This is a genomic window from Bacillus sp. A1 (assembly GCF_042296235.1).
Classification (GTDB): domain Bacteria; phylum Bacillota; class Bacilli; order Bacillales; family Bacillaceae; genus Bacillus; species Bacillus velezensis.
Window position 1 is genome coordinate 430,235 of record NZ_CP141181.1, and the last position, 19,999, is coordinate 450,233.

Here is a 19,999-nt window from a genome sequence, read left to right on the forward strand (position 1 = left end):
GCAGGAAGCGGTTTTTTGTTCCTGCGGGTCATATGTATTAAAATAGAGATGACTACATTATAAAAAGTGAGGTACATATATGCCGATACAAAGAGAAGACGCAGATATTAAACTGATCGCGATTGATATGGACGGAACCCTGCTCAATGACGAGCAGCTCATCCCGGAGGAAAACCGGCGGGCGATCAAGGAAGCGGAGGCGAAAGGAATTCACGTCGTCATCAGCACAGGACGCACGCTGATGACCTGCCGCGAACTGGCTGAGTCTCTCGAGCTGTCATCCTTTTTAATCACGGCAAACGGCAGCGAAATCTGGGATTCCAACTTTGAGCTGGTTGAGCGCAAGCTTCTTCATACCGATCATATTCAAAAATTATGGGATCTGCGGAATAAGCACAACACGAATTTCTGGGCCTCTACCGTCGATAGAGTGTGGAGAGGGGAATTCCCGGAAACGATTACGGATCATCAGTGGCTTAAGTTCGGATTCGAAATCGAGGATGACGAAGTGCGGAATGAGGTGCTGAAAGAGCTCAAAGAATACAAGGAGCTCGAGATCACAAACTCAAGTCCGATCAACATCGAAGTCAATGCCCTCGGTATCAACAAAGCGGCTGCGCTTGCGAAGGTATCGGAAAAACTCGGCTTCACGATGGAAAATGTGATGGCCATGGGTGACAGTCTGAATGACATTGCCATGATTGAAAAAGCGGGTGTCGGCGTCGCCATGGGGAATGCGCAGGACATTGTGAAAGAAACAGCTGACTGGGTGACTGATCTCAACACGGAAAACGGGGTCGCCAAAGCGATCCGCCACTGGGTGTTATAATAGAAAAAAGAGAGAGTCTCAGTATGAGACTCTCTCTTTTTTGTTTTGTCAGATTTGTGACTAGGTCCATGGTAGGTTTTCTGACAAAAGGATGTTCAAACCTGTCAGAATTAAATATAATGAAGAGAAATCCAACAATTCGGAATAGTCATTCCGAATAGCGGAATGATAATAATATAAAACGTTTACAATACAGGAGGGATCTTATGTTTCAGATTGACATCAATTGTGATTTAGGAGAGAGTTTCGGTGCTTATAAAATCGGGCTGGATGAAGAGATTTTGGACTATGTGACATCTGCAAACATCGCCTGCGGCTTTCATGCGGGTGATCCCAGCGTGATGCGCAAAACGGTTGCGCTTGCGGCGGAAAAAGGCGTGAAAATCGGCGCTCATCCGGGACTGTTCGATCTTCAGGGATTCGGGCGGCGGCAGATCGCGATTACACCCGAGGAAGCGTATGATCTGACGCTGTACCAAATCGGCGCGCTGTCAGGTTTTTTAAAAGCAGAAGGTGTCGAGATGCAGCATGTGAAGCCGCACGGCGCTTTATATAATATGGCCGCCGTCAATCCCGGCCTGTCAGAAGCCATCGCTCAGGCGGTCTGTCATTTTGATCCCGGGCTTATTCTTTTCGGGCTTTCCGGAAGCGAGCTGATTAAAGCGGGAGATCGAATCGGACTGAGGACGGCAAGCGAAGTGTTTGCGGACCGCACCTATCAGGAAGACGGCACGCTGACGCCGCGTTCAGAGCCGGATGCGCTGATTCAGGATGACAAAAAAGCGGTCGGTCAAGTGATTCAAATGGTGAAAGACAGCACGGTGACATCACGTAAGGGACAAGCTGTAAGCCTGAAAGCGGACACGGTCTGCATTCACGGAGACGGAGCCCACGCCCTCACATTCGCAAAAACAATCAAAAAAGAATTAAAAGCGGCAGACATTCAAATCAGCGCGCTTGCAAAAGACTGAGCAGCAGAGGGAGGAAGACAGCATGGAGCAAAAGAAAAAAACAGCCGGAAAGGCTTCCGGCAGATGGTCGCTTCTTTTAGGCGCGACATTTTTGATGGCGACATCATCAATCGGGCCCGGCTTTCTGACGCAAACGGCCACGTTTACCAATACATTGGCGGCAAGCTTCGGCTTTATCATTTTAATTTCTATTATTTTGGACATTTTCGCGCAAACCAATGTATGGCGGATTATCGCGGTTTCCGGAAAGCGCGGCCAAGAGATTGCCAATATGGTGCTTCCGGGCGCCGGTTATGCCATTGCTTTTCTGGTCGTGCTCGGCGGACTTGCGTTTAATATCGGAAACATCGGCGGCGCGGGTCTCGGTCTTCAAGTATTATTCGGGATCAAACCGGAGATCGGCGCTTTAATCAGCGCAGCGGTCGCGGTGCTGATTTTTGTCATAAAGGAAGCCGGAAAAGTCATGGATCGTTTTATGCAGATCGCCGGCATCGTCATGATCGTATTGACGGTGTATGTTGCCGTAACGACGGCTCCGCCGGTCGGACACGCCGTTGTGAAAACTTTTATGCCTGATCATATCAGTGTGCTGGCGATCGTGACGCTTGTCGGCGGCACAGTCGGCGGGTACATTACATTTGCCGGCGGCCACCGTTTGCTTGATTCAGGCATCCAAGGGAAAGAAGTCATCCCCCAGGTCACGAAAAGCTCCATCACAGGCGTTCTGATTACATCGATTATGCGGATTGCCCTGTTTCTCGCCGTGCTCGGCGTCGTCTCAAAGGGCCTGAGCATTGATCCTGATAATCCCGCAGCTTCTGTATTCCGGCTTGCGGCGGGAAATGTAGGCTATAAAATTTTCGGCGTCATCATGTGGTCTGCCGCTATCACGTCTGTCATCGGCGCCGCCTATACATCGGTGTCATTCTTCAAATCGTTTTCAACAAAAATCGAAAAGCACTCACATGGCGTAATTATCGGCTTTATCATCGTATCCACTCTTATTTTTGTCACGATCGGCCAGCCTGCCAAAATTTTGGTCGCGGTCGGTTCGCTTAACGGCTTAATTCTGCCGCTTGCATTAGCGATGATTCTGTTGGGCGCTTATAAGAAAAAAATCGTCGGCGATTACAAGCATCCGATCTGGCTCACGATTGCAGGGGCGATCGTAGTGGTTGTCATGGCGGTTATGGGCATCTATACATTATTCACGCAGATGCCGCAGCTATGGAGCTGATGATATGAAAAAACATATGAGAGACATGAGCCCCGAAGAAATCAGACAGCTGATCAGGAAGGGGCAGATGACCGGGCCGACGGCGGGGGTGGCCGCTTCTTACGCACAAGCCAATCTCGTCGTTTTGCAAAAGGATCTTGCCTTTGATTTTCTCTTATTCTGCCAGCGCAATCAAAAGCCTTGTCCGGTGCTTGACGTGACGGATGCGGGTTCACCCGTTCCGGCAATAGCGGCGCCGGGAGCTGATATCCGGACGGACTTGCCGAAATACAGGATTTATCGGCATGGCGTGCTTACTGAAGAGGTAACGGATATTACGCCGTATTGGAAGGATGATGATGTCGGGTTTTTGATCGGCTGCAGTTTTTCATTCGAGCAAGCCCTTATCAATCAGCAAATTCCAATCAGGCACATCGATGAGGGTGTGAATGTCCCCATGTATAAAACAGACATTGACTGTGTTCCCGCAGGCCCGTTTTCGGGAAAGATGGTCGTCAGCATGAGACCGATTCCGGAAAGGCTTGCAGTCCGCGCGGCGCAGGTCACGTCACGTTTTCCCGCCGTGCACGGCGCCCCCGTCCGCATCGGAAATCCGCAAAGCATCGGTATCAGCGATTTGCATCAGCCGGATTTTGGAGATGCCGTAACGGTGCGGGAAGGTGAAGTTCCCGTATTCTGGGCTTGCGGCGTTACACCCCAGGCGGTGATCATGGAAGCAAAGCCTGACATCGTAATAACACATTCACCGGGGCACATGCTGATCACCGATATACGAAATGAATCGCTTGCTGTCCTGTAAGTGAGAAAGAATACAACGAGGTGATGACAATGATGCAGTATAGCGGAAATACAGCGCTTGATATACAGCCGTACGGTGATTCCGCCGTTATCATCCGCTTTGGCGGGCACATCAGCGAAGAGGTCAACAGCCGGGTGCATGCGGCGGCAGCCTGTATGGAAGAACGGCCGTTTCCGGGCTTCGTTGAATGTATTCCGGCATTCACAAGCTTAACGATCTTTTATGATATGTATGCCGTCTCAAACATAAAAAAAGGCGTCTCTCCTTTTGCCCTGGTCAAGAAAGAAGTGACAGAACGTCTCAGTCATATAATGACCGACCGCCAGGAAGAGCGCCGGGTGATGGAAATCCCCGTTTGCTACGGCGGTGATTTCGGTCCCGATTTAGAAGAGGTCGCTGAGATGAACGATCTGACCCCGGAAGACGTCATCCGCATTCATACTGAAGGCGAATATCTCGTTTATATGCTCGGATTTGCGCCGGGATTTCCGTTTTTAGGAGGAATGTCTGAGCGGATCAGAGCGCCGAGAAAGGCGTCGCCAAGGCCGTCCATCCCGGCCGGTTCAGTAGGAATCGCGGGAATGCAGACCGGTGTGTATCCGATATCCACTCCCGGCGGCTGGCAGCTGATCGGCAGCACCCCGCTCCGGCTTTTCAGGCCGGAAGAACATCCGCCGAGTCTTTTGAGAGCGGGCGATACGGTGAAATTCGTCCGGATCACGGCAGAGGAATACAGCCGCATCAAGGAGGGAGCCGAATGAGTATGAAAGTGGTAAAACCCGGTCTCTTGACGACGGTTCAGGACACGGGGCGGACGGGGTATCAGAAATACGGTGTACTGGGAAGCGGCGCAATGGATACGATCTCTCTGCGCATCGCCAATCTTCTTGCCGGAAATCAAGAAAAAGAGGCGGGGCTGGAAATTACGCTCATGGGGCCCGGGCCTTCCTTTGAATTTTCAGAACCTGCGGTTATTGCCGTCACGGGAGCTGATTTTGCCCTTCATATTAATGGGGAGCCCGCTCCTCTGTGGAAACCGGTTTTGATAAAGGAAAACAGCGTCGTCTCGTTCGGGCCGTGCAAGATGGGGAGCCGCGCATATCTCGCCGTCGCGGGGGGATTTGACGTGCCCGCCGTCATGGAAAGCAAAAGCACGTATGTCAGAGCGGGGATCGGCGGTTTTTGCGGAAGAGCGCTGCAAAAAGATGATGAGCTGCCGCTCGGCCGTATGACGCCATGTTCGGAATCAATCGCGTACCGTCTGAGCGATTCTTTCGGACAGCATGGTTTCTCAGCGCCTGATTGGTCTGTCAGCAGCAGGGGATTTCTGCCGCTGAAAAAAAATCCGGTCATACGAGTGCTTGAAGGCGCTCAATTTCACGCTTTTACAGAAGAAGCAAAATTGCGTTTTTATCAAGAGTCATATACGGTCACGCCTCAATCCGACCGAATGGGCTACCGGCTGAAGGGCGCTCCGCTTGAATTGCGGGAGCCGCTGGAGATGGTATCTGAGGCCGTGACGTTCGGAACGGTGCAGGTGCCGCCGGACGGCAATCCGATTATTCTGCTGGCTGACAGACAGACGACGGGGGGCTATCCGCGGATGGCGCATATCATATCCGCCGATCTTCCTCTCGTCGCCCAAACGATGCCGGGGGAACATATCACGTTCCGAGCCGTTTCGCTGGAGGAAGCGGAAATGCTGCTTTTGGAGAAGGAACAGCAGCTGAAGGAGCTGAAAGCAAGGCTCAAAATGGAATGGCTGATCTGACAAAGGGGCTAAAGACCATGGAAAACAAAAACAAAACCGTCATCAAATCAATGGAACTGCTTCATTTGTTTCTGACTGAACCGAGTCTGAGCTTAAATGAGCTGGTTTCTCTATCGGAAATGCCGAAGACCTCGGTTCACCGGATGGCAAGCTCACTGGAGGAAACGGGGTTTCTCACCCGGGCGGCGGACGGCCGTTATCAGCTTGGTCTGATCTTTTTACAATTCGGCCAGCTCGTCTCTGAACGTCTGGACATCAGGAAAATAGCCAAACCGATTATGGAAGAGCTGTGCAGCGAAGTGGATGAGGCCGTTCAGCTGATCATGAGGGACGGGGATGAAGCCATTTACGTCGAAAAAATTGAAGGCACCCAAACCGTCCGCCTGTATACGGCAATCGGCCGCCGGTCGCCGCTGTACGCGGGAGCGTGCGCCAGAAGCATTTTATCGTTTCTGCCAAAAGAGGAGATTGACACATACATTCAGAAGACAAAGCTTGCCGCAATCGCCTCAGGCACGATGACGGATCGGGCTGAACTGCTTCAATCTATTGAAAGATCCTTACAATCAGGTTTTACGATCAGCTATTCGGAATTAGAAGATTACACGGCGGCGATCGGGGCGCCGATTTTCAATCACGAAGGTAAGGTGGCTGCCGGAATCAGCATCGCCGGCTTCGAAGCCCGGTTTTCAGAGGACAGGCTGCCGTATTTAACCGAAAAGGTCAAAAACGCCGCACAGCATATTTCTGAGAAATTGGGTTATTGACCGAGCCAATTTTTCTTCACTCGCGTACATTACAATATCGATAGTAACGAGTGGAGGAAAGTAAATGGGACTTGTTTATACGGCGCTGGGGGATTCTTTGACGACGGGAAGGGGATCCGGGCCGTTTTCCGCCGGTTTTGTCCAGCGGTTCGGGCGTATGATGGCAGAAGATTTACAGACAAGAACCGACGTATCCATCTTTGCCAAATCAGGCCTTGAGACGGGAGAAATTCTCGGGCTTATGTCCTTGCCGTACATTCAGAGGCGGATTCAGGCTGCTGATATGATTACGATTACAGGCTGCGGCAACGATTTGATCGATTCGGTTCAGGCATATCAGCAAACATCGGACGCTTCGGTGTTCACCAGCGTGTCCAGTCACTGCCATGAGAACTTTGAAAAGATGATAGCCAAGATCGCTGCCTTAAAAGGACCGCACCCGTCTCCTTATGAGATCCGCGTCTTTAATTTATACAATCCTTTCCCGGGAATCTCCATTGCAGAAAAATGGATATCCTCTTATAATGCGCACCTCAGCACACTCGCATCGGCGCAGCACGTCAAAATCGCCGACGTCCACAGCGCTTTCAAAGGAAAAATGAATGAATATCTCTCTCATGACCGCGTACACCCCAACAGCAAGGGATATGAAGTCATGGCATGCGTCCTGCGGGGGCTCGGATACGGAAGCCTCGCCCGCTCATAACGCGCGCTCCTTTTCATCGGGAGCGCGCTTTTCGTGCTCCTTAAAACAAACTTAAAATTGTCCGACTTTCGTTCTATCCGCGCAAAAAATACGCTAGAATAATGGGGGATAAAGACAGAAATAGAATTGTGTTCAAAAAATGATAACAGAAAGGATGGATTGCTTTGCTGCGCGCCTTAAAACTGTCACTCGCGATGCTGATTATTATACTTGCGGCCGCCGCATTTACGTATGCGGAACATACCTCTGTCATACAGCCGGTTATGCTCGTGTTTCTCGGTGCGGTCATGTTCATTCAGGGGCTGGAGGAAAAACGGAAAGAAAACGACGGTTCCGGGAAATTCAATATCTATACCGCCGTTTTTGTATGGTCGATCTCCTTAATCGGTTTTACGCTTCACGCGATCTGAGTCTGATAGATCCTCAAAGTGCTCCACAACGGGAAATGGTGAATAAAAACGGTGCAGTAAGGCTTTCCATTCCTGATATTCCGGCGATCCGCGAAAGCCTTTTGTATGATCTTCCAATGTCTCCCATTCCACGAGCAGCAAATATTTATGCGTCTTTTCCATACATTTGGACAAGGAATGGGACAGATAACCTTTCATGCCCGCGATAATCGGCTCCGCCCGGCGGAATGCCTCTTCGAATTCCCCCTCAAGACCTTCTTTTACATACAGCATGGCTGCTTCTCTGATCATCTGAAATTCCCCCTTTTTTTAATAGATACATTGTATAAGAATATGGCCCGTGACGGCAGGAAAAACAAAAAAATTTTAAACACTATGAGAAAAAAATCCTTGCCAGCCTGATTTGGTTTAGGAGAAAATAACAGTTGGAAGGCAGGGGAATAGACAGTGAAAAAAGGGTTATACCTATTACTTTTACTCGCAGGAATCATAGGTTTGATCGGCTGCTCGAAAACGGAATCGGCCGAAGACAGAATGAAAGATTTCGTAAAAGACTGGAACGGCGGTCATTACGATAAGATGTACCAAAGCCTCACCCAGGATGAAAAGAAAAAACTATCCAAAAAGGATTTTGTAAAGCGATATGAAACCATTTATGAACAAGCAGGGGTTAAAAATCTGAAAGTCACTGCCGAAAAACAGGACGAAGACGACAAGAAAAAAGATGACCTCCAGCACATCGATTATAAGGTCAGCATGGATACAAAAGCAGGGAAGGTCGCTTTTGAAAACACGGCCGTCCTGAAAAAAGAAAAAACAGACGATGGAGAATCATGGAACATCGACTGGAATCCTTCTTTTATTTTCAAACAGCTTTCCGATGACAAAACCGTGCAGATCGCAAATGAAGAACCGAAGCGCGGACAAATTTACGACAAAGACGGAAAAGGTCTCGCCGTGAATACTGAGGTGCCGGAAATCGGCATTATCCCTGGAAAACTCGGCAAGGATAAAGACAGCGTGATCAAAAAACTGTCTGAAAAACTGGACCTTTCTGAAGACGATATCAAAAGCAAACTGAACCAGGGCTGGGTAAAAGACGACTCCTATGTCCCGATTCAAAAAATCAGACCGGATGATGAAAGCAAGGTCAAAAGCCTGCTCGCATTAGACGGCGTGACGAAAACGAAGGTCAGCTCCCGCTACTATCCGTACGGCGAAAAAGCGGCCCATCTGACCGGCTATATTAAAACCATCACAGCGGAGCAGCTGAAAAAAGCGAAAGACGGCCAATACAGCGATACTTCCAAAATCGGCATCGCCGGCCTTGAAAATGTATATGAAGACAAGCTGCGCGGCACGACCGGCTGGAAAATTTACGTCCCGCAAACAGGTGAGGTCATTGCTGAAAAGAAAGCCGAAAGCGGGCAGGATATTCATGTAACGATTGACATGAAAACGCAGACGAAGCTGTATGATTCTATGAAAGATGACAGCGGAGCGGCAGTCGCTCTCGAACCGCAAACGGGAGAGACACTCGCGCTCGTCAGCGCACCGTCTTATGACCCGAACGGCTTTATTTTCGGCTGGAGCGGCAAAGAATGGAAAAAGCTGAATGAAGATAAAAACAATCCGTTTTCAGCGAAATTCAACAAACTTTATGCGCCGGGATCAACGATTAAACCGATTGCCGCGGCAGTCGGCCTGACAAACGGCACTTTGAAAGCGTCAGAAAAGAAAAAAATCACCGGAAAAGAGTGGCAGAAAGATTCAAGCTGGGGCGGTTACCATGTCACACGCGTATCAGAGCGCCTGAATGAAGTGGATCTCGAAAACGCGCTGATCACATCGGACAACATCTACTTTGCGCAAAATGCCATAGATGCCGGAGCGGACGCGTTTACAAAAGGATTAAAAACATTTGGCTTTGATGAAGAGATTCCGTACCAATTTCCGATTGAAAAGTCTTCAATCGCTAACGGCAAGCTTGATTCCGAGATCCTTCTCGGAGATACGGGCTACGGCCAGGGGCAGATGCTGATGTCTCCGCTGCACTTAGCGGCTGACTATACCGCATTTGTAACAGACGGAAATCTCGTCAAACCGACATTGATCAAAGACGGAGAAAAAACACCGCAAATCTGGCATAAGCAAGTGGTGTCGGAAGCCAATGCCGAAGAAATCACAAAAGGGCTGAGAGGCGTCGTTGAAGATCCGCGCGGCTCTGCATATCAGCCGGCCGTAAGCGGCATTACCGTAGCCGGGAAAACCGGTACAGCCGAGCTGAAAACGTCTAAAGAAGATAAAGACGGCAAAGAAAACGGCTGGTTTGTCGGTTACGATTATAAAAAGAAAGACCTCTTGATCGCGATGATGATTCAAGACGTCAAAAAACGCGGCGGAAGCCATTACGTCGTTGAAAAAGCGAAAAAGCAGTTTCAGAATCATTAAATGACGATTTTTTGCGGGCTGAAAGGAAAATCGGCCGCCGAAGCAGAATGAAACAGCATGGGCAATTCCTGAAAACAGAGATACAAGAGGCTCTAAGAAAAAGGGGGATTTCACATGCAGCGCATTCAATTGGCTGAAGACCTGGAATTTTCAAGAGTGATACACGGGCTTTGGCGTCTGAACGAATGGAATGTTTCAGACGGAGAGCTGCTGAATCTGATTGAATGGTGTATCAGCCAAGGCATCACCACCTTCGACCATGCCGATATATACGGCGGTTATACGTGTGAAAAGCTGTTCGGCGGCGCTTTGTCCCTTTCGCCTTCAATAAGGGAGCGAATCGAAATCGTCACAAAATGCGGGATTGTCATTGAATCACCGGAACGGCCCGGAAACAAGTCGCATCATTATAATACGTCGAAGTCTCACATCTTAGCGTCGGCGGAGCAGTCGCTTTTGAATCTGAATACGGATTATCTGGATGTGCTGCTCATTCACAGACCGGACCCGCTTATGGACCCGGAGGCTGTGGCTGAAGCGTTTCACGCGCTGAAAAGCTCGGGAAAGGTCAGATATTTCGGGGTGTCGAATTTTAAAGCGCACCAGTACAGAATGCTCGAATCCTATTTGGATGATCCGCTCATCACAAACCAAATTGAAATCTCGGCGTACGAGCTGGAAAATATTCATGACGGCACGCTGGATTTCTGTCAGGAAAAACGCATTCCGCCGATGGCGTGGTCACCGCTTGCGGGCGGGAGCGTCTTTACCGGACAATCAGATAAGGACGTCCGTATCCGTGCCGCGCTTCGTTCCGTACAGGAAGAAATCGGCGCCGCTTCCATTGACGAAGTCATGTACGCATGGCTGTTCACCCACCCGGCGGACATCATGCCGATTGTCGGCAGCGGAAAAAAGAACCGCATTTCCGCCGCGGTGCGTGCCTCCGCGTACAAACTCAGCCATGATCAGTGGTTCCGGATTTATACCGGTGTCCAAGGCTGCGATATTCCATAAACAGAACAAACGCCCGGAAGCTATCTTCCGGGCGTTTGTTTATGTGGTGTGCAATGTCTAAAAACAAGTAAGGTCACTTTGAAGTATAGCCGTGCGGATCAAGAGTAACAAGCGTCATGGCATATTATCTGACACATTTTTCTTTTTCAATACTGTCACACGGCCCAGTGCCAAATTGCCATTTGAAAATGGTTGAATAATCATTGAAAGCGTTTTATATTATAACTTACACCACTTTCCCCGGCAGCACTCCCCATATGCCATACTTCTCACAACTAGAAAATCTGGAGGCGCGTTTCATGTATATGACAGCGAGAGAACAAAAATTAATGAAACATCTATTACTGCAGAACCGGTACGAGACAGTGCATGAACTGGCGGAAGCTTTACAAGTCAGCACAAGAACCGTTCACCGCGAGTTGAAAACAATCAAACCGATGATGGAATCATTCGGTCTGGCACTTGATAAACAGCCCGGCAAAGGACTGAAAGCGGTAGGAAACCCGGAGGACAAACAAAAACTCCTGTCAGACCTGTCCTATGAACAGCATGAATACAGCGCTGAGGAGCGGAAACTTTTAATTCTATGTTCACTATTAGAGTCTCAAGAGCCGATCAAGCTCTACAGTCTGGCGAACGAACTGCAAGTGACAAACGCGACGATCAGCTATGACCTGGATGAGCTGGAGACTTGGATTGCGCCCTTCGGCTTGACGCTGATCCGAAAAAGGGGCTTCGGCATTCAGCTGACGGGGCCGGAAAATGCGAAACGGAAAATCGTCGGCAATCTCATCGTCAACCGCCTTGATATTCAAAGCTTTTTGGAAGCGGTTGAATTGAATATTAAAGGAAAACCGGACGATGCTGAAAAAATGTTCGGCGTCGTAAATAAAGCGGAACTTTTGAAAATGGACCGGCTCTTAATTCAGCTCAAGGAAAAAATCGCGATCGCCTTATCTGACAGCTCATACATGGCGCTTGCGGTTCATTTAACCTTTGCGATGGACCGGATCAGGCTCGGAGAAACCATCACGATGGAGGCTTCGGAACTAAAAGCGCTGCAGCAGACGAAGGAGTACGGCTCTGCGCTGGAAATGGCAAAAGAGCTTGAAAAAGCGTTCGGCGTTTCAATTCCGGAAGCTGAGATCGGTTATATCACCATTCATTTGCGGAGCGCCAACCGCAAATACAAAACGGAATTCAAACCGGAAGACATAGAGGTTGAAACGGCCTTGCAAACGAAGCAGCTGATCGGCTTCATTTCTGAAAAAATTAAAATTGATCTGACGGAAAACGGTTCTTTATACGACGGTTTAATCGCCCATCTGGAGCCTGCGATCAACCGGGTAAAAGAAAATATCGACTTGTACAACCCGATGACCGAGCAAATTAAACGCGATTACTTTCTGCTGTACATGGCCGTAGAAGAAGGAATGGAAAAATTCTTTCCGGGGCTTCTTTTCTCTGATGATGAGATCGCTTTCATCGTTCTTCACTTCGGCTCCGCTCTGGAAATCAAACGGGAAGAAGCGAAGATCAAAGCACTGATCGTCTGTTCTAGCGGCATCGGGTCGTCCAAAATGCTCGCATCCAGGCTGAAAAAAGAGCTTACGGAAATCCGTTCCTTTGATATGTCTTCCCTCATCGAACTGAAGGACCGAGACACCGCCGCGTATGACATGATCGTATCCACTGTTCCGATCCCGTATGAAAACATTGATTACGTCATGGTCAGTCCGCTTTTAAACGAAGAAGACGCTGATCAGGTCAAGCAGTACATCAAAAGAAAAATTCCGCTGATTCTTGACAAAAAAAGAAACGGCAAAAGAGAAGAGAAGCAGCCGGAGACGCCTGATATGCTGGAAGCGGCCGGACGTATGGCGCATTACGCGGCGGTTATCCAAAGCGTGCTGCGGAACTTTTCGATCAAATCCATTGATTCAAACACGGCGTATGAGCTGTTTTTGAACCGTATGTTTGACATGCTGGAACAAGAAGGATTGGTTCATAATGCCCAAAAAACCGCACAGCGCCTTGCTGAGCGTGAACGACAGGGCGGACTCGGCATTCCGGGAACGGCGATGGCCCTGTACCATCTCAAAAATGAAGAAATTGTCACGCCTTTTTTCAAAATTTATGATTTGACAGCTCCATGCAGTGTCAAAGGCATGGACGGAAATTCCCTGACCGTCGACCGCGCTTTGGTGATGATGGCGCCGGCTGATATGCCCGCAGAAGGGTCGGAAATACTAAGTGCGGTCAGCTCGGCCATTATCGAGTCTGAAGATAGTATAAAAGCCTTCCAGACGGAGGATGAGGCCGATTTATACAAACGTTTAAACAAGCTGTTTTATCATTTCGTTCAGGAGAAAGGACAGCGGTAAACAGGAAGCGCACACCTCATGTGGGGTGTGTTTTTTTGTACATGTATGAGGGTAAGGGGAAGGGAAGAAACTAAAAACACGGGACTATTGTATCATTCACTGATGGAATAGTTCTAAAACAAAATAGTTTTACAAGTTATATTTTTTGGTTTAAAATGGGTTGCGTGAGAAAGAAAATCTGACAGAGTTTTTTTGTGATTTATCATTATGGGAGATGAAAATATGGAGACATTACAGCATCTGATTCTGCATGACATTTCAAATAGCGAAGAGATCGAAGCTGTAAAAAGCGGTACGCATACCCTGACCTACGCGGAATATCGAAAACGAATCAACCAGCTTGCACAAGCGCTTCTTGATAAAGGAATAAAAAAAGGCGACAGAGTGGCGATGCTTTGCAAAAACGGCCACGCGGCATCCATTGTCATGTTTGCGGCACTCGAAATCGGCGCGGTGGTTGTGCCGGTCAGCTGGCAATTAACACCTTACGAAATGAAAGGCATTTTAGCAGCCTGTGAACCGAAAGCTGTTTTTTACAGCACTGAATTTAAAGAGATCATGGAAGAAGTGCTTCCTGCGCTTGCATCTTCTCTTAAACTGAAGGTCGTAACAGGAACAGCTGCGGAGACAACGCCTGAGTTTGACGCTTTATTGACAGGCTCCGGTGATACACCGGATGTCGAAACGGTGTCTGAAAACGATACGGCATTGCTGATGTTTACCTCAGGTACAACCGGCAATCCGAAACGCTGCATGATCACTCACGGCGGCATATACAACTACGTAAACGCGACATTGGCATACACGGGGAGAATGCAGCATGTCCGCTTCTTAGCATGCCATCCGAATTACCATACGAGCGCGATTATCTGCCAGATGGTCGGCACGATGAGCGGAACGACATTCATTATGACAGACAATCAGGACCCTGTGGAAAACTTGAAGCTCATCGAAAAAGAGAAAATTCAAACCGTGATGGCGCTGCCTGTCTATTACACATACCTGCTGAAAGCATGGGAAACGCATCAGACTGACATGTCTTCTATCGTTTATATGATGACGGGAGGCACAAAGGTGCCAAGCAGTCTGATCCAGCAGTATCTCGACATCGGCATCCCGCTCATGCACGGATACGGAAGCACGGAAGCGTGGGGCATCAGCTCTTGGAATCCGCAAATGGGAATGGATAAAGCCGCTTCCGCGGGTAAACCGATGGAAGAAGTGGACGTCCGCGTTGTAGATCCGGAAACAGGCGAAGTCCTTCCGCAAGGCTCAATCGGAGAAGTCGTTGTGACAAGTCCGTTTTTATTCAAAGGCTATGAAGGTAACGAAGAAGCGACACGAAAAGTGCTGAAAGACGGCTGGTTCCATACCGGCGATTCCGGCTATGTGGATGAAGACGGATTTATCTTTATCACCGGACGTTATAAAGATGTCATCATCTACGGCGGGGACAATATTTATCCCGACCAGATTGAAGAGGTCATTCAGCAAGTGCCGGGCATTCTCGAAACGGCGGTTGTCGGCATCCCTGATCCGCTCTACGGCGAAAAGCCGAAAGCGTTCATCGTGACAAACGGCAGAGAAGGCCTGACAGAAGAAGAAGTGACCCGATTCCTTCAAGAACGTCTTGCCGCCTTTAAAATTCCTGAAATTGAGTTCGTCAGCGAACTTCCGAAAAACAACCTTGGAAAAGTGAGAAAAGACGTGCTCCGCAAACAAGCGGTACGTTCATAATAGAAAATAAAAACCCGGCTGCCAGCCGGGTTTTTTTCTTGCGTTCCATGTGAAACATTTTTCTCCGAAAACGTTTTGAACTGTCTCATTCATGTTTATCCAAAAGACAGCCGAGGTAGACAAGAAATATGAGATCGAACAAGAAGGAGGAACTTGACATGGAAAACTATCCGAAGGAATTCCCGGCGGAATCACAAAACCGCCAGCCGGGCATTGAGAGCGAAATGAATCCGGCGCCTGTTTACGAATACAAAGAATATAAAGGCGCTGATAAATTAAAAGGGAAAACCGCACTTATCACAGGGGGCGACAGCGGTATCGGACGCGCCGTAGCGGTTGCTTACGCGAAGGAAGGCGCAAATGTCGCGATCGTCTATTTTGATGAACATGGTGATGCGGAAGATACAAAAAAACGAGTGGAAGAAGAAGGCGTAAAATGTCTGTTAATCCCTGGCGATGTCGGTGAGGAAGACTTTTGTAATGAAGCCGTTGAAAAAACGGTTGAAGAATTCGGGCGTCTTGATATTCTCGTGAATAACGCCGCGGAACAGCATCCGAAAGAAAGCATTAAAGACATCACAAGCGAGCAGCTTCACAGAACCTTTAAGACAAACTTTTACTCACAATTTTATTTGACTAAAAAAGCGATTGATTACATGAAGCCGGGCAGCGCGATTATCAATACGACATCCATTAATCCTTACACAGGCAATCCGCAGCTGATTGACTACACGGCTACGAAAGGCGCGATTAACGGTTTTACGAGATCCATGGCGCAAGCGCTCGTCAACGACGGTATCCGTGTCAACGCCGTGGCGCCGGGGCCGATCTGGACACCGCTTATTCCGGCGACATTCTCAGAAGAAACAGTCGCTTCCTTCGGTCAGACTACGCCGATGGGCCGGGCAGGCCAGCCTGTTGAACATGTCGGCTGCTATGTGCTCTTGGCCTCAGATGAATCATCTTATATGACCGGGCAGACGCTGCATGTCAACGGCGGCAAATTTGTGACCACATAAGGGGGCTGAAGCATGACGATATCGAAACATGACGTGAATGCATACTATCAAAAAGCGGGAATCGTTCTGACTGATGATGAAGTCGAAGACATTCAAATCATGGATTACGGCTTAGACAAGCTTGAGGAAACCGGGCTTCAGCTGTTTATTTACGTGAATACCGACCGCTACTGTTCGAAAGAATTGGTGCTCTTCCCGGGCCAGACGTGTCCGGAACACCGCCATCCGCCGGTCGGCGGCGAGAAGGGAAAACAAGAGACATTCCGCTGCCGCTGGGGGAAGGTGTACCTCTACGTGGAAGGTGAAAAGACAGAGAACCCAAGCGTCCTCCCGCCGGAAGAAGACAAGGAATACTACACCGTCTGGCATGAGATTGTGCTTGAGCCGGGCGGACAATACACCATTCCGCCGGATACGAAGCATTGGTTTCAAGCGGGAGAAGAAGGGGCGGTCATTACGGAAATGTCATCGACAAGCACGGATGATCACGATATTTTCACCGACCCGCGCATTTAAGGATGAGGCTGCACGCCTCATCTTTTTTTGTATGGAAAAAAATGAATTTACCTGTATAATGGCTAATAAAGGAAAGAAGGTGTGGTCGTGTTTTCCTGTCAAATCCGGGAACATCTGACGATCAGATTGCTTGCCAAAGAAGATACGGACGAATTGTATTCTGTTATGAAGCGAAATCAAAACCATCTCAGCGAATGGCTCAGCTGGGCGGAAGAACTGGCTGATATCGATACGTACCGCGATGTGATCATCCCCGAATGGCGCTATAAATACGCGGAAGAGAATGGGTTTGACGCCGGAATTTTTGTGAAGGGCCGGTTTTGCGGCATGATCAGCATCCATAATGCCGATACAGTCAATCAAAAAGCAGAGATCGGCTACTGGCTGGATCGAGAGCATGAAGGATTCGGCATTATCACCGCAAGCTGCCGGGCGGTCATCACCCATGCATTTCAGGATCTCGGCCTGAACCGCATCATGATCAGCGCGGCTGAAAAAAACACGAAAAGCAGGGCGGTGGCGGAGCGGCTCGGATTTCAGAAAGAAGGACTGACGAGAGAAGGCATTTTCGTACAGGGCGCCTATCATGACACGGTGACCTACAGCATGCTGAAGCGGGAATGGAGCGAAGATCGGCAGAAGAGCACATTTCTTGGTTTAAATGTCTCCCCAATGTGGAAAAGTAACAGCGGAGACGTTAAAAAGGAGTGATTCTTCATGAATCAAAATGAAATCAAAGAAAAAGTGCTTGAAGTACTGGATCATCATAAAGTCGGTTCGCTTGCGACGGTAGAGCAAGGCAAACCGCATTCACGCTACATGACATTTTTCCATGACGGCTTAACGATTTACACGCCGACGAGCAAAGACACTCATAAAGCGGAAGAAATTGAAAACAATCCGAATGTTCATATTCTGTTAGGGTATGACTGTGAAGGATTCGGAGACGCTTATGTGGAAGTGGCCGGAACCGCCAAACTGAACAACTCAGCCGATTTAAAAGAAAAGCTGTGGGATCCGAAACTGGAACGCTGGTTTGACGGAAAAGACGATCCGAACCTGGTGATTCTTGAAATTGAACCGAAGCAGATCAAGCTCATGAACGCGGGTGAAAAAACGCCGGCCGAGCTGGAACTTTAAAAATCATTTGATCATTCAGGGGCAATCTGTTATACTTAATTGCTAAGTGACAACATGCAAATAAAAAAGAAAGTAAACTTCTTTTTTCTGTTTTGATATAGAAGCTTCAGGCTTCAAAGGACAGCTTGAAAAAAGCTGAGCTTATTCTTTTCCTTCTGACATTCGCCCCTAACGAAGAGATGGAAAAAAGACTTTTTGTTTTACAATTCACACCGGCGCGGCTTCGGAGCCGCAGTGACGATTGAGAGGTAGGGCTTTCGTTGTCTTGTGTTCAAGAACTTCCATGGTGTTTACTTTCGAAGAATGATTCTATCGGAACTGTTAATACGAATCACCCGCGGGCTAAGGCGGGCAACCATATATTATTTATTTGCGTAAGAAAAGAATAAGACAAAACCGCGCCGGGCATCCGGGCGGTTTTTTTATGCAACCGGCCGAAACCTCGCCGCAGTCTGCAGAGTCTAATCAGTAGAAAAGATTTGGAGGAATCATACATTGCACGTTATTACTTCACAAGTACTGTTTATCTTCTGTTTTCTGCTGCTGATACATTCGATTGAAACGCTTGCCTATGCAACACGGCTTTCCGGCGCGAGAGTCGGATTTATCGCGTCCGCGCTGTCATTATTTAATGTCATGGTCATCGTGTCGCGCATGTCAAACATGGTTCAGCAGCCGTTTACCGGACATTTGATTGATGCCGCCGGATCAAACGCCCTGTCTCTTGTGGGCGCCCAGTTTCGATTTTTAATATTCGGCTCCACGGTCGGAACGATGCTCGGCATCTGTCTTTTGCCGACATTCGTCGCGTTATTCTCCAGGGCGATTATACACTTGGCGGACGGAGGAGGCTCCGTCATGCAGGTATTTAAAAAAGGATTTTCACTGAACGGGCTGAAGCATGCGCGTTCTTATATCAGACTGCCGTCAGTCTCCTATTTAAAGGGGCTTCAATTCCGAATGATCCCGAAACGCTTGTTTGTCATTAATATGGTCATTACGTCTATTTACACGATCGGTGTTCTGTCCGCTCTGTATGCCGGCCTTCTGGCGCCTGAGCACAGCACGACCGCCGTGATGGCATCAGGCTTAATCAACGGAGTTGCGACTATGCTGCTGGCCGTGTTTGTTGATCCGAAAGTCTCCGTACTGGCAGACGATGTGGCGAAGGGCAAGCGCAGCTACGTCTCCTTAAAATGGACATCATTGACGATGGTCACATCAAGGGTCGCGGGCACGCTTCTCGCCCAGCTCGTATTCCTCCCCGGCGCTTATTATATCGCCTGGGTGACGAAATGGATGTAACGCATGAAAAAAGCTCCTCTGCAGAAGAGGAGCTTTTTTATTGATAATGTCTCAGGCCGCGATCATAAATAAAATTACCGAACGGAATAAAGGCCGCGATAAAACCGGCGGCTGACCATTTCACATGCCATTTGACAGTAAATGCCGCATACGCCAGCACCGCCAGATAAATGATAAACAAACCGCCGTGAATGGAACCGGCAATGGTGACGGCGAGCGGATGATGAGCCCAATACTTCAGCGGCATCGCGATAAACAGCAGCACCAAAAGCGACATTCCTTCAATAAACCCCATCGTGCGAAGTCTGCCGATCGGCGTGTGTAACATACAGCTCCCTCCTGTCGGACATCTTTTTTCCTCTATACTATAAGCAAAGGGCAGTCCTAATATGACCATTTCGCGTCAGTTCCTGAAAAAACCTTCATGATTTCAGCCTGTTGTTCTTGTCATTTTTCGGATTTCTCTTGATAATATAGCCAAAAGGGTAAGGAAGGACTACAGTCATGAAACTAGATAATGTGGATCTGAGCATCATTAAAGAGCTGCAGCGGGACAGCCGCCTGTCCATGCGGGAGCTGGGCAGAAAAATCAAATTGTCAGCCCCGTCCGTCACAGAGCGTGTCAGACAGCTTGAATCCTTCGGCGTTATTAAGCGCTATACATTGGACATTGATCAAAAAAAGATCGGGCTCCCCGTCTCCTGCATTGTCGAAGCGACGGTGAAAAACGGAAAATATGATCAATTCAAAACCTACATTCAATCCATTCCCAACATTGAATTTTGTTTTCGGGTCGCCGGGGCGGCGTGTTATATGCTGAAGATTAACGCGGACAGTCTGGAAACGATCGAACACTTCATCAACCGCACCTCTCCGTATGCCCAAACCGTGACCCACGTCATTTTCTCAGAAATTGACACAAAAAACGTCCTCGATTAGA

General features: G+C 48.7%; 21 protein-coding genes. 19 read left to right on the plus strand and 2 right to left on the minus strand.

What is annotated here, in order from left to right:
* Nucleotides 1-79 precede the first annotated feature (79 nt).
* From U2H13_RS02195 to U2H13_RS02235, 9 genes are all read left to right on the plus strand, one after another.
* A complete protein-coding gene (locus U2H13_RS02195; protein WP_014416918.1) occupies nucleotides 80-829 on the plus strand; it encodes a Cof-type HAD-IIB family hydrolase in 750 nt (249 codons plus the stop codon).
* Nucleotides 830-1,035: 206 nt separating this feature from the next.
* The gene (locus U2H13_RS02200; RefSeq protein ID WP_007609444.1) at nucleotides 1,036-1,800 is read left to right on the plus strand and encodes a 5-oxoprolinase subunit PxpA; all 765 of its coding nucleotides are present in this window, start codon (nucleotides 1,036-1,038) and stop codon (nucleotides 1,798-1,800) included.
* A gap of 22 nt (nucleotides 1,801-1,822) precedes the next feature.
* Nucleotides 1,823-3,037, plus strand: a complete 1,215-nt coding sequence (locus U2H13_RS02205; RefSeq protein ID WP_014416919.1) for an NRAMP family divalent metal transporter — start codon at nucleotides 1,823-1,825, stop codon at nucleotides 3,035-3,037.
* A gap of 4 nt (nucleotides 3,038-3,041) precedes the next feature.
* Nucleotides 3,042-3,836, plus strand: coding sequence for a putative hydro-lyase (locus U2H13_RS02210; RefSeq protein WP_021495107.1), 795 nt, complete (start codon nucleotides 3,042-3,044; stop codon nucleotides 3,834-3,836).
* Nucleotides 3,837-3,865: 29 nt separating this feature from the next.
* On the plus strand, nucleotides 3,866-4,597 hold the full coding sequence (pxpB, locus tag U2H13_RS02215; RefSeq protein WP_021495106.1) for a 5-oxoprolinase subunit PxpB: 732 nt from the start codon (nucleotides 3,866-3,868) through the stop codon (nucleotides 4,595-4,597).
* Between the two features lie 2 nt (nucleotides 4,598-4,599).
* The gene (locus tag U2H13_RS02220; RefSeq protein ID WP_014720726.1) at nucleotides 4,600-5,607 is read left to right on the plus strand and encodes a biotin-dependent carboxyltransferase family protein; all 1,008 of its coding nucleotides are present in this window, start codon (nucleotides 4,600-4,602) and stop codon (nucleotides 5,605-5,607) included.
* Between the two features lie 17 nt (nucleotides 5,608-5,624).
* Complete coding sequence (locus U2H13_RS02225; protein WP_160216728.1) at nucleotides 5,625-6,374, plus strand: IclR family transcriptional regulator; 750 nt, start codon at nucleotides 5,625-5,627, stop codon at nucleotides 6,372-6,374.
* 64 nt (nucleotides 6,375-6,438) lie between these two features.
* Nucleotides 6,439-7,080, plus strand: a complete 642-nt coding sequence (locus tag U2H13_RS02230) for a GDSL-type esterase/lipase family protein (RefSeq protein ID WP_160216729.1) — start codon at nucleotides 6,439-6,441, stop codon at nucleotides 7,078-7,080.
* Between the two features lie 194 nt (nucleotides 7,081-7,274).
* On the plus strand, nucleotides 7,275-7,490 hold the full coding sequence (locus U2H13_RS02235) for a YczI family protein (RefSeq protein WP_369719110.1): 216 nt from the start codon (nucleotides 7,275-7,277) through the stop codon (nucleotides 7,488-7,490).
* Here the strand turns inward: U2H13_RS02235 and U2H13_RS02240 are convergent.
* A complete protein-coding gene (locus tag U2H13_RS02240; RefSeq protein ID WP_088461421.1) occupies nucleotides 7,461-7,781 on the minus strand; it encodes an antibiotic biosynthesis monooxygenase in 321 nt (106 codons plus the stop codon). The genes U2H13_RS02235 and U2H13_RS02240 overlap by 30 nt on opposite strands.
* Nucleotides 7,782-7,937: 156 nt before the next feature.
* Here U2H13_RS02240 and U2H13_RS02245 point away from each other — a divergent pair, with 156 nt between their 5' ends.
* The 9 genes from U2H13_RS02245 to U2H13_RS02285 all read left to right on the plus strand — a co-directional run bounded on the left by U2H13_RS02245 (nucleotide 7,938) and on the right by U2H13_RS02285 (nucleotide 19,059).
* Nucleotides 7,938-9,941 (plus strand): penicillin-binding transpeptidase domain-containing protein, encoded by a 2,004-nt coding sequence (locus tag U2H13_RS02245; protein WP_021495105.1) that lies wholly within the window; start codon nucleotides 7,938-7,940, stop codon nucleotides 9,939-9,941.
* A 114-nt stretch (nucleotides 9,942-10,055) separates the two neighbouring features.
* Nucleotides 10,056-10,958 (plus strand): aldo/keto reductase family oxidoreductase, encoded by a 903-nt coding sequence (locus U2H13_RS02250; RefSeq protein WP_021495104.1) that lies wholly within the window; start codon nucleotides 10,056-10,058, stop codon nucleotides 10,956-10,958.
* Between the two features lie 299 nt (nucleotides 10,959-11,257).
* Nucleotides 11,258-13,342, plus strand: a complete 2,085-nt coding sequence (locus U2H13_RS02255) for a BglG family transcription antiterminator (RefSeq protein WP_160216731.1) — start codon at nucleotides 11,258-11,260, stop codon at nucleotides 13,340-13,342.
* 222 nt (nucleotides 13,343-13,564) lie between these two features.
* Nucleotides 13,565-15,079 (plus strand): class I adenylate-forming enzyme family protein, encoded by a 1,515-nt coding sequence (locus tag U2H13_RS02260; protein ID WP_115940448.1) that lies wholly within the window; start codon nucleotides 13,565-13,567, stop codon nucleotides 15,077-15,079.
* Between the two features lie 158 nt (nucleotides 15,080-15,237).
* Entirely contained in the window at nucleotides 15,238-16,098 is an 861-nt protein-coding gene (locus tag U2H13_RS02265) for an SDR family oxidoreductase (protein WP_007410307.1), read from the plus strand.
* Between the two features lie 12 nt (nucleotides 16,099-16,110).
* Nucleotides 16,111-16,614, plus strand: coding sequence for a D-lyxose/D-mannose family sugar isomerase (locus U2H13_RS02270; RefSeq protein ID WP_121984516.1), 504 nt, complete (start codon nucleotides 16,111-16,113; stop codon nucleotides 16,612-16,614).
* Between the two features lie 87 nt (nucleotides 16,615-16,701).
* Nucleotides 16,702-17,325, plus strand: coding sequence for a GNAT family N-acetyltransferase (locus U2H13_RS02275; protein WP_115940450.1), 624 nt, complete (start codon nucleotides 16,702-16,704; stop codon nucleotides 17,323-17,325).
* Nucleotides 17,326-17,331: 6 nt separating this feature from the next.
* Nucleotides 17,332-17,754, plus strand: a complete 423-nt coding sequence (locus tag U2H13_RS02280) for a pyridoxamine 5'-phosphate oxidase family protein (protein WP_003156270.1) — start codon at nucleotides 17,332-17,334, stop codon at nucleotides 17,752-17,754.
* 495 nt (nucleotides 17,755-18,249) lie between these two features.
* On the plus strand, nucleotides 18,250-19,059 hold the full coding sequence (locus tag U2H13_RS02285) for a lipid II flippase Amj family protein (protein WP_121984515.1): 810 nt from the start codon (nucleotides 18,250-18,252) through the stop codon (nucleotides 19,057-19,059).
* Between the two features lie 37 nt (nucleotides 19,060-19,096).
* Here U2H13_RS02285 and U2H13_RS02290 read toward each other — a convergent pair whose 3' ends face one another.
* Complete coding sequence (locus U2H13_RS02290; RefSeq protein ID WP_007410179.1) at nucleotides 19,097-19,387, minus strand: DUF3817 domain-containing protein; 291 nt, start codon at nucleotides 19,385-19,387, stop codon at nucleotides 19,097-19,099.
* A 176-nt stretch (nucleotides 19,388-19,563) separates the two neighbouring features.
* Here U2H13_RS02290 and U2H13_RS02295 point away from each other — a divergent pair, with 176 nt between their 5' ends.
* Nucleotides 19,564-19,998: an Lrp/AsnC family transcriptional regulator gene (locus U2H13_RS02295; protein WP_003156263.1), complete on the plus strand. Its 435-nt coding sequence runs from the start codon at nucleotides 19,564-19,566 to the stop codon at nucleotides 19,996-19,998.
* Nucleotide 19,999 lies beyond the last annotated feature (1 nt).

Bases quoted from the DNA above. Each gene is read 5' to 3' on its own strand.
- U2H13_RS02195 (WP_014416918.1), top strand. From the start codon at position 80: ATGCCGATACAAAGAGAAGACGCAGATATTAAACTGATCGCGATTGAT.
- U2H13_RS02200 (WP_007609444.1), top strand. From the start codon at position 1,036: ATGTTTCAGATTGACATCAATTGTGATTTAGGAGAGAGTTTCGGTGCT.
- U2H13_RS02205 (WP_014416919.1), top strand. From the start codon at position 1,823: ATGGAGCAAAAGAAAAAAACAGCCGGAAAGGCTTCCGGCAGATGGTCG.
- U2H13_RS02210 (WP_021495107.1), top strand. From the start codon at position 3,042: ATGAAAAAACATATGAGAGACATGAGCCCCGAAGAAATCAGACAGCTG.
- pxpB (WP_021495106.1), top strand. From the start codon at position 3,866: ATGATGCAGTATAGCGGAAATACAGCGCTTGATATACAGCCGTACGGT.
- U2H13_RS02220 (WP_014720726.1), top strand. From the start codon at position 4,600: ATGAAAGTGGTAAAACCCGGTCTCTTGACGACGGTTCAGGACACGGGG.
- U2H13_RS02225 (WP_160216728.1), top strand. From the start codon at position 5,625: ATGGAAAACAAAAACAAAACCGTCATCAAATCAATGGAACTGCTTCAT.
- U2H13_RS02230 (WP_160216729.1), top strand. From the start codon at position 6,439: ATGGGACTTGTTTATACGGCGCTGGGGGATTCTTTGACGACGGGAAGG.
- U2H13_RS02235 (WP_369719110.1), top strand. From the start codon at position 7,275: ATGCTGATTATTATACTTGCGGCCGCCGCATTTACGTATGCGGAACAT.
- U2H13_RS02240 (WP_088461421.1), bottom strand. From the start codon at position 7,781: ATGATCAGAGAAGCAGCCATGCTGTATGTAAAAGAAGGTCTTGAGGGG.
- U2H13_RS02250 (WP_021495104.1), top strand. From the start codon at position 10,056: ATGCAGCGCATTCAATTGGCTGAAGACCTGGAATTTTCAAGAGTGATA.
- U2H13_RS02255 (WP_160216731.1), top strand. From the start codon at position 11,258: ATGTATATGACAGCGAGAGAACAAAAATTAATGAAACATCTATTACTG.
- U2H13_RS02260 (WP_115940448.1), top strand. From the start codon at position 13,565: ATGGAGACATTACAGCATCTGATTCTGCATGACATTTCAAATAGCGAA.
- U2H13_RS02265 (WP_007410307.1), top strand. From the start codon at position 15,238: ATGGAAAACTATCCGAAGGAATTCCCGGCGGAATCACAAAACCGCCAG.
- U2H13_RS02270 (WP_121984516.1), top strand. From the start codon at position 16,111: ATGACGATATCGAAACATGACGTGAATGCATACTATCAAAAAGCGGGA.
- U2H13_RS02280 (WP_003156270.1), top strand. From the start codon at position 17,332: ATGAATCAAAATGAAATCAAAGAAAAAGTGCTTGAAGTACTGGATCAT.
- U2H13_RS02290 (WP_007410179.1), bottom strand. From the start codon at position 19,387: ATGTTACACACGCCGATCGGCAGACTTCGCACGATGGGGTTTATTGAA.
- U2H13_RS02295 (WP_003156263.1), top strand. From the start codon at position 19,564: ATGAAACTAGATAATGTGGATCTGAGCATCATTAAAGAGCTGCAGCGG.